This window comes from Halothiobacillus neapolitanus c2, from assembly GCF_000024765.1.
Classification (GTDB): domain Bacteria; phylum Pseudomonadota; class Gammaproteobacteria; order Halothiobacillales; family Halothiobacillaceae; genus Halothiobacillus; species Halothiobacillus neapolitanus.
Map to the genome: position 1 here is coordinate 913150 of NC_013422.1, position 13340 is coordinate 926489.

General features: G+C 57.5%; 14 protein-coding genes. 4 read left to right on the top strand and 10 right to left on the bottom strand.

Annotated elements, in window-relative coordinates:
* The first annotated feature begins 18 nt into the window (after positions 1 to 18).
* Genes HNEAP_RS04265 through HNEAP_RS04280 form a run of 4 tightly spaced genes read left to right on the top strand, consistent with a single transcriptional unit; the run spans position 19 to position 3883 of the window.
* Positions 19 to 1431 carry an 8-oxoguanine deaminase gene (locus tag HNEAP_RS04265; protein ID WP_012823722.1) on the top strand — a complete coding sequence of 471 codons (1413 nt, stop codon included), beginning with the start codon at positions 19 to 21 and terminating at the stop codon, positions 1429 to 1431.
* Entirely contained in the window at positions 1428 to 1964 is a 537-nt protein-coding gene (locus HNEAP_RS04270; RefSeq protein ID WP_012823723.1) for a nucleoside deaminase, read from the top strand. Before HNEAP_RS04265 ends, HNEAP_RS04270 begins: the two co-directional genes overlap by 4 nt.
* Entirely contained in the window at positions 1954 to 2589 is a 636-nt protein-coding gene (gene upp / locus HNEAP_RS04275; protein WP_012823724.1) for a uracil phosphoribosyltransferase, read from the top strand. The genes HNEAP_RS04270 and upp overlap by 11 nt, the downstream gene beginning before the upstream one ends.
* Before the next feature lie 22 nt (positions 2590 to 2611).
* Positions 2612 to 3883, top strand: a complete 1272-nt coding sequence (locus HNEAP_RS04280) for an amidohydrolase family protein (protein ID WP_012823725.1) — start codon at positions 2612 to 2614, stop codon at positions 3881 to 3883.
* 15 nt (positions 3884 to 3898) lie between these two features.
* On the opposite strand, the gene hpxZ is transcribed toward HNEAP_RS04280, so the two are convergent.
* The 10 genes from hpxZ to HNEAP_RS04330 form a co-directional block, all read right to left on the bottom strand.
* Positions 3899 to 4345 carry an oxalurate catabolism protein HpxZ gene (gene hpxZ, locus HNEAP_RS04285; RefSeq protein ID WP_012823726.1) on the bottom strand — a complete coding sequence of 149 codons (447 nt, stop codon included), beginning with the start codon at positions 4343 to 4345 and terminating at the stop codon, positions 3899 to 3901.
* 1 nt (position 4346) lies between these two features.
* Positions 4347 to 5741, bottom strand: coding sequence for an AtzE family amidohydrolase (locus HNEAP_RS04290; RefSeq protein WP_012823727.1), 1395 nt, complete (start codon positions 5739 to 5741; stop codon positions 4347 to 4349).
* An 11-nt stretch (positions 5742 to 5752) separates the two neighbouring features.
* Positions 5753 to 5947: an AtzG-like protein gene (locus tag HNEAP_RS04295; RefSeq protein ID WP_012823728.1), complete on the bottom strand. Its 195-nt coding sequence runs from the start codon at positions 5945 to 5947 to the stop codon at positions 5753 to 5755.
* Entirely contained in the window at positions 5937 to 6647 is a 711-nt protein-coding gene (locus HNEAP_RS04300; protein WP_012823729.1) for a cysteine hydrolase family protein, read from the bottom strand. Before HNEAP_RS04300 ends, HNEAP_RS04295 begins: the two co-directional genes overlap by 11 nt.
* Positions 6644 to 8233, bottom strand: coding sequence for an ABC transporter ATP-binding protein (locus HNEAP_RS04305; RefSeq protein WP_012823730.1), 1590 nt, complete (start codon positions 8231 to 8233; stop codon positions 6644 to 6646). Before HNEAP_RS04305 ends, HNEAP_RS04300 begins: the two co-directional genes overlap by 4 nt.
* On the bottom strand, positions 8230 to 8913 hold the full coding sequence (gene biuH / locus HNEAP_RS04310; RefSeq protein WP_012823731.1) for a biuret amidohydrolase: 684 nt from the start codon (positions 8911 to 8913) through the stop codon (positions 8230 to 8232). Before biuH ends, HNEAP_RS04305 begins: the two co-directional genes overlap by 4 nt.
* A 33-nt stretch (positions 8914 to 8946) precedes the next feature.
* On the bottom strand, positions 8947 to 9879 hold the full coding sequence (locus HNEAP_RS04315; protein ID WP_012823732.1) for an ABC transporter permease: 933 nt from the start codon (positions 9877 to 9879) through the stop codon (positions 8947 to 8949).
* A complete protein-coding gene (locus tag HNEAP_RS04320) occupies positions 9876 to 10964 on the bottom strand; it encodes an ABC transporter permease (protein ID WP_012823733.1) in 1089 nt (362 codons plus the stop codon). The genes HNEAP_RS04315 and HNEAP_RS04320 overlap by 4 nt, the downstream gene beginning before the upstream one ends.
* Before the next feature lie 89 nt (positions 10965 to 11053).
* Positions 11054 to 12172 carry a BMP family ABC transporter substrate-binding protein gene (locus tag HNEAP_RS04325; protein WP_012823734.1) on the bottom strand — a complete coding sequence of 373 codons (1119 nt, stop codon included), beginning with the start codon at positions 12170 to 12172 and terminating at the stop codon, positions 11054 to 11056.
* Between the two features lie 39 nt (positions 12173 to 12211).
* Entirely contained in the window at positions 12212 to 13156 is a 945-nt protein-coding gene (locus HNEAP_RS04330; protein WP_012823735.1) for a hypothetical protein, read from the bottom strand.
* Positions 13157 to 13340: the final 184 nt, after the last annotated feature.

Consider the following 13340-nt stretch of genomic DNA (forward strand, 5'->3'; position numbering starts at 1 on the left):
ACCAAAAAAGAGGATGACATGGCAGAGCGGTTATTAATACGTGACGCCGACGTGGTGGTCACCATGAATGCCGAGCGTGAGGAAATCTTACAGGGCAGCGTGCTGATCGAAGGTGATGCGATTCTGAAGGTGGGCACGGCTGCGGCGATTGATCTCTGGATCACCGAAGACCCGCTGATACGTCAACCCCATCGCACCATCAACGCCAGTGGTTGCGTGGTTCTGCCGGGATTGGTCAATTGCCACCACCATCTGTATCAGACGCTCACGCGCGCCATTGGCACTGGTCGGGGTTACGCGTTGTTCGACTGGTTGAAGATGCTCTATCCCGTCTGGGCAGAAATGAACCCAGAGGCGATTCATGTCAGCACACAGGTCGGTCTGGCTGAGTTGATTCTCTCTGGCGCCACGACGGTAGCCGACCACCTGTATTTGTTCCCTAACGGCTCACGTTTGGACGACGAGATCGTCGCCGCGCAGGCAATGGGGGTGCGTTTTCATCCCACACGCGGCAGCATGAGCCTCGGACAGAGTCAGGGTGGCTTGCCACCGGATCGGGTGGTGCAGTGCGAGAAGGATATTCTGGAAGACAGCCAGCGCGTGATCGAGACCTTCCATGACCCCGCCCCGCGTTCAATGTTGCGTATTGGTCTGGCGCCATGCTCGCCCTTCAGCGTGACGGGCGATCTGATGCGTGAAAGTGCCCGTTTGGCCCGTACCTATGAGAAGGTCGGCCTGCATACCCATCTGGCGGAAACGCTGGATGAGGAGCGGTTTTGCCTTGAAAAATTCGGCAAGCGCCCACTGGATTATGCCGAATCGGTCGAGTGGGTCGGGCCGGATGTTTGGTTTGCCCACATGGTCCATCCCAGCGATGCAGACATCGACCGCATGGCGCATCAGTGCAGCGGCGTGTGCCATTGCGCCAGCAGCAATATGATCCTCGCCTCGGGCATCGCGCCGGTCCGCAAAATGGTGGATCGCGGCGTGCGTGTTGGGTTGGGCGTGGATGGTTCTGCCAGTAACGACGGCAACCATCTGCTGGGCGAAGCGCGTCAGGCCATGTTGCTGCAACGTGTCGGCTGGCCCGGATTCGAATCGAGTGCCGATCGCTTTTCGGCCCGCGAAGCACTGGAATTGGCGACACTCGGCGGCGCACGCGTGCTGGGGCGTGATGACATCGGCAGCTTGGAAACGGGCAAGGCTGCCGATGTGGTGGCCTTCCGGGTGGATGACTTCGGCCATGCCGGGGCTTTGGGTGATCGGGTTGCCGCCCTTTTGACCTGTGCACCGGGCACGGTCTGGCTCTCGGTCATCAACGGGCGCGTCGTGGTGGACAACCATCAATTGATCGGCGTGGATTTGCCTAACCTCATCAAGAAACACAACCTAATTAGCCACGGCATGTTGCGCCGGGCGGGGATTTTATGAACATCGAATCTCTTCACCCTGTAAGAACCGAGCCGACCCGCACACAGATTCTGCACCATCTTCGTCGTTCTAATGAGATTGCATTGAGGGCGCTCGATCTGGGTCGGCATCCCTTCGGCGCCTTGCTGGTCGGGCCGGATCATGAAATGGTGTTGCTCGAACAGTGCAATATCGACACCGTTAATCACGCCGAATCCACTCTGGCTCGGGTTGCCGCCACCAACTATTCGCCTGAATTTCTGTGGCAATGCACGCTTTACACCGCGGTCGAGCCCTGTTGCATGTGTGCGGGTACGGCGTATTGGGCCAATATCGGCCGTGTCGTGTTTGCCATGACCGAAGAGCAGCTGCTGGCAGAAACGGGCAATCATCATGAGAACCCGACCATGAGCGTGTCCTCCCATTATGTGTATGCCCATGGCCAGAAACCGGTTGTGTTGATCGGGCCGGTCGAGGAATTGATCGAAGAAACGCGGCAAGTGCATCGGGATTTCTGGCGGAATAACGACCAAGAGGCTCCCAATGAACAATGATTCATTGCGCGTGATCGACCACCCACTCGTGCAGCACAAGCTGACCTTGATGCGGATGCGCGAAACCACCACTGAGAACTTTCGGCGATTGCTACGTGAAATAAGCCAGGTGTTGGCCTACGAAGTCACCCGTGATCTGCCAACGACCAAGGTACAGATTTCGACCCCACTCACGCAGATGTCCTCGCCACTGATCAGCGGCAAAAAGCTGTGTGTCGCATCGATCTTGCGCGCGGGTAATGGCATGCTCGATGGCGTTCTGGATTTCATGCCCGCCGCCAGAGTCGGGCATATCGGATTGTATCGCGACCCGGACACGCTGGAAGCGGTCGAATACTACTTCAAGATGCCTTCAGATATTGCCGAGCGCCTGATCGTGGTGGTCGACCCGATGCTGGCCACGGGGCATTCCGCTATTGCCGCGATCAGCCGGCTCAAGGCCGCCGGGGCAACAAGTATCCGCTTCGTGTGCCTGCTCGCCGCGCCTGAAGGGGTTGAAGCTTTGCAAAAAGCGCATCCGGATGTAGAAATTACTACTGCTGCACTCGACGAATACCTCAACGATCACGGATACATCGTGCCCGGACTGGGCGATGCGGGCGACCGCATGTTCGGTACCCGATAACGACCTTGTGGAGCGCAAAGCCATGTTTGACCTACTTGTTAAAAACAGTACCTTGCCCGATGGTCGAACCGGAATGGATATCGGGGTCACACAAGGCAGGATCATCGCCATGCAGCCCCAGCTTCCGGCCGAGGCCGAACAGACTATCGACGCAGCTGGGCAGTTAGTTTGCCCGCCTTTCGTCGATGCGCATTTCCATCTGGATGCCACCCTATCGTATGGCCTGCCTCGGGTGAACCAGTCCGGCACCTTGCTCGAAGGCATTGCGCTTTGGGGTGAGCTCAAGCCGTTGCTGACTCAGGAGGCGTTGATTGAGCGTGCAATGACCTACTGCGACTGGGCGGTCGCCAAGGGCTTGCTCGCAATCCGCACGCATGTGGATGTCAGTGATCCGCGACTACTCGCCGTTGAAGCACTGCTCGAGGTGCGTGAGCGCGTCAAACCCTACATCGACCTGCAACTGGTCGCTTTCCCCCAGGATGGTTTGTTGCGCCAGCCACACGGGCTGAAGAACCTGATCCGGGCGCTCGACATGGGGGTCGATGTCGTCGGCGGCATTCCGCATTTCGAACGCACCATGGCGGATGGTGCCGAGTCGATACGCATTCTATGTGAATTGGCGGCCGAGCGGGGTTTGCGGGTGGATATGCACTGCGACGAGTCCGATGATCCCCTGTCGCGGCACATCGAAACGCTGGCCTATCACACGCAACGACTGGGCTTGCAGGGTCGGGTGACAGGCTCGCACCTTACCTCTATGCACTCGATGGACAACTACTACGTGTCCAAATTGATTCCCCTGATGGCCGAGGCCGAGGTCTCGGCCATCGCCAACCCATTGATCAATATCACCTTGCAGGGGCGGCACGATACCTATCCCAAACGGCGCGGCATGACGCGGGTGCCGGAACTGCTGGCCGCCGGGATCAACGTCGCCTTCGGTCAGGATTGCGTGATGGACCCATGGTACAGCTTGGGCTCCGGCGACATGCTGGAGGTTGCGCACATGGGCTTACACGTGGCACAAATGACAAGTCAGTCAGCCATGCGGGATTGCTTCGATGCGGTCACCACCCGGGCGGCGCGCATCCTCGGCCTTGAGGACTATGGTATCGCCATCGGTGCGCGGGCGGATCTGCTGGTTTTGCAGGCACAGGATCCAATTGACGCCATCCGCCTGCGCGCCAATCGATTGGCCGTGATTCGCGGTGGTCAGGTCATCGCCGAGTCGCCGCCCAATGTCAGTCGGCTGTCGCTATCCGGTCGGCCATCCGAGGTTCGCTTCCAGCGTTAAGTCTGCTGTGCGCGGTCATACTTCGGCCATTGCAGAGGGGAGAGCGCTGACGTGGGCGGAAACGATGCGCCAGCCTTCTGCTAAACACACCCAAACCTGAGTTTGGCGCCCAATGGGTTGACCGGGACGGAGGAATTCTGTGGTTGCTATCGCGAAGTTCTGTCCGAAGGCCGTGATGTGCGTTTCGCGCAGTGTCCGTGCCAGTCCTTGCGTCGGTCGAGCCTGACGAAACGCTCGAATGGCTTCAATACCGTACAGGTTTTCGTTGGCGCCAAAACGAATCACGCGTGAGTCGGCCCAGAAGAAACGATCCAACGCTTCCAGATCATTTTTCATGAGCGCCTGTTCGTACTGATTGAAAGCTGCGCGGACCTCTTCAATAATCGTTGACTGGTTGATGTCTCCGCATTGGATATTAGTTGGATGGATTGTTTCGGGTTGAGTAGTCCTGACTTCTGACATATCAACCCCGCGGTGTTCTGCTACTGGCTAGGCCGGTCTGTTCCAGCACCCGCGCCACGTGCAGGCATAAATCCTCCCGCCACGGCGGCGCGATAATTTGCAAACCCATGGGCAGACCACCCTCGGGCCAGAGCGGCGCGATGGCAACCGGCAAACCGATAAAGGAAATGGGCTGGGTCAGCAAGCCCATGTTGGGTCGAGTGGCGAATTCTCGATTGCCGAGTGTGAAGCTGGGCTGTCCAAGCAAGGGCGCGGTGATGGGCGTGGCGGGGGCGATCAGCACGTCAACATCACGGAACAGATGCATCACTCGCTCCAGATACCAGCGCCGATAACGCAATGCCTGTTGATACCAAGCAGCCGGTATCAGCGAACCGGCGATCAGTCGATCCCGCGATAGCGGTTCGAATAGATCGATCTGCGTGCGCAGGCGATCCTGATACAGGGCGCCGCTTTCCGATGCGGTGATCAGGTACGCCGCGGACCGAGCCGCTGCGACACCGGGCAATTCGATTTCGCGTGAAGCGCCCAGTACCCGTGCAGCGGTCTGGCTTGCCCAAAGGGCTTGCGGGCCGGCATGCTCATCGAAATAGCCGGTCAGTCGAGCGATGCGCAGGCCGTCGATGTCTTGATTGAGTCCGCGTCGGGTGGGTTCGATGGGACGCAGGGCACAGGCAGGATCGAGCGGATCGGAGCCTTGCAGGGCATCGTATGCCAGGGCGAGATCTTCCGTCGTGGTCGCAAGTGGTCCGAGGTGATCCAGACTGGAAACGAACATCTGGGTACCGGTTCGAGACAAGCGCCCGTAGGTGGGTTTGAGGCCGAACACCCCGCAAAGCGACGAGGGAACACGAATGGAACCGTTGGTGTCGCTGGCCAGCCCGATCGGCACCAGTCCTGCCGCCACCGCCGCCCCGGTCCCACCGGAGGAACCACCCGCCGAACGTGTCGTGTTGCGCGGATTATGAGTGGCGCCGTAATGGCTGTTTTCGGTGGTAAATCCGTAGGCGTAGGCGTCCATGTTCAGGGTGCCTGCCAAAAGACCACCTGCCCGGTTGAGTTTGTTGACCAGATCCGCGTCCCGGCTTGCTGGTGGACACTGCTCGTACAGTTTCGCGCCGGCGAGCGTGGTGATGCCCTCGACATCGAACAGATTCTTGACGGCATAGGGCACGGCAGCCAGCGGCCCAAGCGGCTGGTTCTGCCGCCTGGCGCTGTCTACCAGTTCTGCTTCCCTACGCATCCGCGGTGCCGTGATTTCCGTGAAGGCATTCAGCGTCGAGTTCACCATTTCGATCCGTGCTAGGGTCGCTTCGGCGATTTCAACGGCCGAGCAGTCGCCCCGGGTAAAAGCATCGACGCATTCGGTTGCCGTGAATGGAAAGCTGGTGTTCATTGAGAGCTGACTCATAGGCGATAGAGGTTGGACGGTTCTTCGTCGATCGATATCGGTTGACTGTCCAGCGTGGCTTTCATCTGGCGGAGCAGGGTGAACTGCTTGACGACATCGAGGCGAAGCTCCGGTGTCAGCGTTATCTGATTCAGTTCGAGTGCCGCATCGACATAGGATTCGATTGCGAGGGTTTTAGGATCAGGATTCATCGGCGGATACCTCCTGTGATTCCGTTTGCGGCGTAGCGTGGGTGAGCGCTTCGAGCGTAGCTGTCCAGCCGACGATGCCGCCCTGTGCGCGAATCATCGCCAGCGTGGCTTGTTTGAATTCGGGGAAATAGCTTTCGGTTGCTTCTTCGACCAGCAGGCATTCATAACCGCGGTCGTTGGCTTCGCGCATGGTGGTTTGCACGCAGACCTCGGTCGTGACGCCGCCGAACAGCAGGTGAGTGATACCGTGCGCCTTGAGAATCTCGCCCAGTTCGGTGGCATAGAACGCGCCCTTGCCCGGTTTGGTGATAATAACTTCGCCGGGCAGAGGAGTAAGTTCCTCGACGAAATCCGCACCGAATTCGCCGTCGATCAGAATGCGTCCCATCGAACCCGGATCGCCGATCCGCAGCGTCGGGTCGCCACGCAGCCGCTTCGCCAGCGGGCAATCTGACAAGTCTGCCGCATGGGCTTCCTTGGTATGGACCACGAGCATGTTTCGCGCACGGCACCAGTCGAGCAGTTCAAGAGCCGCGGTGACGGCGGGCTTTAGACGCGCCACATCGTTGCCAAGCGTGTCGCCGAAACCGCCGGGCAGAATGAAATCCCGCTGCATGTCGATCATGATGACGGCGGTACGGGCGGGAGGAAAACGCCAGGCAAAAGGTTGTGCATCCACGCGCAACGTATCCATGTTCATGCGACCTCCCGTTCATCGTGGTGTCCACCGGCCATATGGTGGCCGATGACGCGCAGGTCGGCGGTTTCGGCAGACGTTTCGTAGACCAGTTTGCCCTCGCTCATCACCGTGATGCGATCGGCGAGCTCCAGCAATTCGTCCAGATCTTCACTGACAAGCAAAATGGCCGTGCCATTGGCGCGTGCGGCCAGAAGCCGGGCGTGGGTTTCGGCCACGGCATTGAAGTCTAGGCCAAATACCGGGTTGGCCACGATGAGCAGATTCACCGGGTTCGATAGTTCGCGTGCCAGCACCGCCCGCTGGACGTTGCCGCCCGAGAGGGTTCTGATCTTGGCATTGATGCCGTCCGTCTTGACGCCGAAGGCCTCGACATAGCGTTGTGCCTGCTGTTTCAGCGCCTTGCGGTTGAGCAGGAAGCCGAAGCGAGCGAGCGGTGGTTGGTCGTAATTGCGCAGCGCCATGTTTTCGGCCACCGAAAGCCCGGCGACACAGCCGTTGCGCAGGGGTTCTTCGGGCAGGGAAAAGACCTTGTGTCGTGCGATTTCGGCGCGCTTACCCGAATACGGTTCACCATCGACCAGCACCTTGCCTGCGGATTTCTTTCGTTGTCCGATCAGTACTTCGACCAGTTCTTTCTGACCGTTACCAGAAACGCCCGCAATCCCCAGGATTTCCCCCGGACGTACGCTGAGGTTAATGCCGTCCAGTACAAGTTGATCGTAATCGCCGTGGGCGCACAGGTTTTCGATCACCAGTTTGGGTTTGTATTCCGGGATGACAGACGCAAGCGTGCGCATGGTCGTCTGCTTGCCCAGTGCACCGCCAACCATCATTTCGGCCATCTGTTCGACACTCAGATCTTTTACCGCACCACTGCCTGCAAACTTGCCGCGGCGCAACACGGTGACGTCATCGGCGTAGGCCGTTACTTCCCGGAACTTGTGTGTGATGATGAGTACGGTCAGAGCCTTGCTCGACGCCAGGTTCTTGACGAAACCGAGCACTTCGTCGGCCTCGTCTGGGGTGAGTACCGATGTGGGCTCGTCGAGAATCAGGAAACGGCGCTTGAGGTAGAGCTGCTTGATGATCTCGACTTTTTGCTTTTCGCCCGCAGCCAAGCTGTTGGCGTATTTATCGAGGGGTATCCGGAACGGCAGGGTGTCGATGAATGCGGTCAGCTCCTCGCGCTCCTTCTTCCAGTCGATGAGTGCGGGTAGGGCACCTTTAGCCATCACCAGATTTTCAGCCACGGTCATTCCGGGTACGAGGGTGAAGTGCTGGTAGACCATGCCGATGCCGAGTTGCGCCGCTTCCCGTGGCGAAGGGATTTTGACTTCACGTTGATTGATCAGTACATCGCCCGTATCGGGTGTGTAAAAACCGACTAGACATTTGACCAGGGTGGATTTTCCGGCGCCGTTTTCACCCAGTAACGCGTGGAATCCACCGGCGGGAATGCGCAGGGACACATTGTCCAGCGCGACAACATCGCCAAAGCGTTTGCCCAGGCCGATGATCTCCAATTCCAGACCATGCGAGCTAACCGGTGATCTATCAAGATTTAATGCTTTGGGCGATGTGTTCATGAGGCTAACCCAAGGATGATGTCCGCACTGTTCGCGACGGCGCCGAATACGCCGCCCTGCATTTCCACCATGTGCAGGGCAGCGTGATGATTGGAGATATCCGTGGCAGCGCAGGCGTCTTCGACCAGCAGGCATTCAAAGCCGCGATCGTTGGCTTCGCGCAGGGTGGTGTGTACGCAGACATCGGTTGTGATGCCCGTCAGAATGAGATTGCGAATGCCGCAGGTGTGCAAGATCAACTCCAGATCAGTGGCATAGAATGAGCCTTTGCCGGGTTTGTCGATGATGACTTCACCCGGCAGGGGCGCGAGTTCGGGGATGATTTCCCAGCCGGGTTGACCACGAACTAGCACCTGACCGCAAGGACCGCAGTCACCGATGCCTGCGCCGATTTGCCGAGAACGCCAGCGCTTGTTCGCGGGTAGATCGGAAAGATCGGGCCGATGGCCTTCCCGCGTGTGGATGACCTTCAATCCCTTTTCTCGCGCCATATTGAGCAATTGGGCTATGGCGGGAATAGGCGCACGGGTCAATTCGATGTCGTAGCCCATGCTGTTGACATAGCCGCCCGGGCCGCAAAAGTCGATTTGCATGTCGATGATCACGAGCGCCGTGTTTTTTGGCGTGAGCTGGCCATCGAACGGCCAGAGATAAGGGTGGGCGCGAATGAATTTACTCATGTGAAGGCTTCCTGTTATTCATGTACTTCATGGTTAACGCACCAGGCTCAGCTCACCCGGCGCACCGGAAATTTTCCTTCCGGGAGATGTCGTCAGTACCAGAATCCCGAGCGTCAGTACGTAGGGCAGGGCGTTGAGCAGGTAGAATCCGCTGGTCAAGCCCATCGCCTGGAGCGCGGGTCCGAGTGCGCCCGCCGCGCCAAAAAGCAATGAAGCCCACAAGCAGCGCAAAGGCTCCCAGCGCGCGAAGATCACGAGCGCCACCGCCATGATGCCTTGGCCGGAAGACAGCCCTTCACTCCAGCTTCCCGGGTAGTACAGCGACAGGAACGACCCGCCGACTCCGGCTAGAAAACCGCCGAATACGGTCGCCAAAATACGGGTCGGAATCACACGAAAGCCCATGGCGCGCGCGGCATCTTCGCTATCGCCGACAATGCGAATCTGCAATCCCCAACGGGTACGCAGGAAGGCATAGTGCAGCAGGATCGCAAGTACAATGCCGACCAGAAACAAAGGGTTGATCTGCAGCGCGGATTGAATCTGCGCGGAATCGCTCCAAAATCCGAGCGGTATGGACGGCAGGGTAGGCGCCTGTGGTTGAATCAACGGTTTGCCGAGGAAAAAGGCCAACCCGGTGCCGAGCAGCATAAAGCTAATACCGATGGCGATGTCGTTGACGCGTTTGAGGCTGCACAGGATTCCGTGGAGCAGGCCCATGATCGCGCCGACAAATCCCGCCGCAAGTACACCAAGCCACGCCGATCCGGTATAGAGCGATGCGCCGTACCCGGCCATCGCCCCCATGATCAGCACGCCTTCCAAGCCCAGATTGATGCGACCGGATTTTTCCGTCACGCATTCCCCGAGACTCACCAACAAGAATGGCGTACTTGCTCGAATGGCGCCTGCGATTACCGCGATGGGCACACCCCAGCAACCCAGACTTTCTGTGACTTCAGTCATGATCCTGTTCCCTTGATGACCGATTTGGCACTCTCTGGTTTGAAAAAACGTAAGCGCCCAAGGAAGGTGTCGCTGGCAAGAATGACAACGAACAAAATTCCCTGAAATACGATGACCGTTGCATCTGGCATATCCAGGCGTCTTTGGAGCATCCCACCCGCCGCGTCGATGCCGCCGAACAGAATGGCGACAGGGATGACTGCGAACGGGTTCTGCCGAGCAATGAAAGCCACCAGAATGCCAGTGAAGCCATACCCGGCGACCACGGCGGAATTAGCGCTTCCCTGCACGGCCGCCACTTCGATTGCACCGGAAAGTCCTGCCGCCGCACCACCTACGGCGGCAGCGCCGACCACCCAGTAATTGACATTCAACCCCGCCATTTGAGCGGCACGGGGATTGCCACCGACCGCGCGCAGCGCGAGCCCGACGGTGGTGTACTTAAGGACAAGCCAGATAACCAGAGCGAACACAATGCCGACAATCAATCCGTAATGGACATCCAAGCCCGGGATATTGCCGATCATGTGCGCATCCCCGATGGGTTGTGTCGCCGGTTTGTTGGTGCTGGCCGGATCCTTCAACGGCCCTTGGATGCAATAGTTAAGCAGGGCGATCCCGATGTAAGAAAGCAGCAGGCTGCTGATGGTTTCGTTGACACCTCGATAGTTGCGCAGCCAGCCGGACAGCGCGAACCAAAGTGCGCCCGTCAGTGCACCAGCGGTGAGCATGCCGATTTGCGCCGTCAGCGCCGAACTGTCGTGAAGCGCGTAGCCAACCACACCAGCCAACAGTGCACCTAGTGCCAGTGCACCTTCACCGCCGATCATGATCATGCCGGCCTGTGCCGGTATGGCAACGGCCAGACCGGTAAGAATCAGGGGAGATGCCAGAACAAGGGTGTTCTGCAAAGAGAAGCTCGAACCGAAACCACCCTGGTACAACGTCAGGAAGACCTCCGGCGGTGATTGTCCGACTAGCGCGACAAAGCCTGCAAATAGCAACATGGCGACTAGTATGGCGCCCGTCGGCACCAGCAGCGTCTCCGCGACGGGCAGCAAAAACCTCTTTGTGCCTGAGAACATGATGAATGGCTCTCCTGATTGAATAACTTGAGGTTGATAAATCTGGTGGCCGGACTAGGTTGCCCGTGCAAGCAACCGACGGGCGTCTGTCAGATCTGGCCGACGACACCTGCCACAAGGTAATTCATCCCCTCTAAAGCGACATCACGCTGGCCTTGGCTTACCCCCTCTGGAATCACGGTTTTTCCGTTGTTGTCCTTGAGCGGCCCCTTGAAGATCACATAGTCCCCTGTCAGCATCTCGGCCTTGATGGCATCGGCGGTTGTCTTCGCCTTTTCGGGCACGGCTTTGCCGTAGGGGCTCATCTTGACGAACCCTTCCTTTAGACCACCTCGCAGGAAATTGAGCATCGGCTTGCCTTCGTGGGCGGCATCTACAAGCATCTTGTAGGGTGTCGCCCAGACCCACTCGGCGCCGGTGAGGTATCCGTTTGGTGCCAATGAAGATTGATCGACGTGGTAGCCGGTGCAGTACACACCACGCTTTTCGGCGGTTTCGATGATGACTTTCGGGCTATCAACGTGACAGGTCACGACGTCGCAGCCCTGATCGATCAGGCTGTTGGCGCTTTCCGCTTCCTTGACCGGCATGGACCAGTCACCCGTGAAGATCACATGGGTCGTGAACGAGGGATCGACCGACTGAGCGCCCATCGTGAACGAGTTGATATTGCGCAATACCTGCGGGATCGGCTTGGCCGCAATGAAGCCGAGTTTTTTACTTTTGCTGACGTGCGCAGCGACCACACCGCTCAGGTATTCGCATTCATCAATGTAACCGAAGAAACTGCCGGTATTCTTAGGGTCTTTGGGGGTCCATAGGCCGCCACAATGGGCAAATCGAATTTTGGGATATTGCGCTCCGAGTTTGAGGACATAGGGATCGAAATAGCCAAATGAAGTGGCAAAAACCAGTTTGGCATTATCCTGCTCGATCATTGCTTGCATGGACTTTTGCACAGCGATGGTCTCGGGGACGCGCTCTTCTTCCACTACTTTGATGTAGGGTAATTTCTTTATCTCGGCGACGGCTTCGGCGTGCGACTGGTTGTAACCGTAGTCGTCACGTGAACCGACATAGACGGCACCGATGGTGAATTTTTCCGAGGCGGATGCCGTGCGAATACCTAATGAAATCAAGGTCAGGGCAGCGGCCGAGCCACCCAGTTGCGCCAGAGCCTTGCGGCGAGATTTATCGATTGTGCTCATGTTTGTTTTCTCTCTGAAATGTGTGAATGACGAGGGGTTTTAGAAGTGGTATTCGACGCGGACCATGGGTGTTTTGGCGAAAGCGCCGGAGCCTGCGGGTCCGTTGGCATCGTTACCGAATTTATTCTTCCAGTACTGATATTCGATGCCGGCCTTGAAGGTGCCTGGTTTATCCCAGAACAGCTTGCCGACATCGGCCATGATTTGGGCATCGATATTGATTTCGGTTTTGGTTTGAGCGCCGAATTCATCCTTCCCTTTAGGCGCAATCAGGTTGGCATATCCCTCGAAGGAGAAAGCGGAGTTTCCGATAGGGATACCCCAAGCGGCAGTCAGCATGGGGTGAACCTTATAGGAATAGCGAGAGACGCAGGTATTGGTGTAATCGTTGCAGGGTGCATTGCTTTCCCATAGGGCCAACAGGCTCACATTGAGGAAGCCTGGCACATCGAACATCACGGTTGGGCCGAGGACAAGCATTCGTTTTTTCGAGTTATAGCCGGCATCTGTTTTCGTATTGAAATCGAAACCGCTGGTAATACCGAAGCCTTTAGCCACACCAACCTTCAGATCCTTGTTCATGATCTTGCCGATATCGAGCGTATTACGGTAGACCGCATAGACCTCCTGAGCGCCTGACTTACCATCGGGGCCAGAAGGATCCTTGCTATCGGAGAACAGCGCATCGATGCTGAAGAAGTTGGTACCGTACTTGAAGCCACTGACGTGGCTGAAGTTCAGGATATTTTTAGAGATATCATTGCCTTCATAGGGTTCGGCGAACTTGGTGCCATAGCGCCAGCTCAGTGAAGTATCACTCCAGTCGGCAGCCTGGGCTGCTGTGCCTAGGGATATGCTCAGGACGAGCCCGAGAACAAATTTCTGGGGAATGGTCGGAGCAGCAGCCAATGGGTAATTCCCAACTGAGCGACGAGTAGGTGAAAGAGTTGATGTGGTCAGCAGTCGCGTGCGGTGAGTTGGCATCGTTGATTTCCTTGTCTTTTGATAGAGGGGGAATACAGTGATTTAGAATCTGGCTGTTGTATGCAACGATGCATGCACTGAGCGTGCCATAATGGAGTTTATTTTCTTATCTCTTTGTAATTAAATGAAAAAATCTATTTATGCGCCAATTTCATATCCTGTTTTTTGCCACGGCCCGTACAAA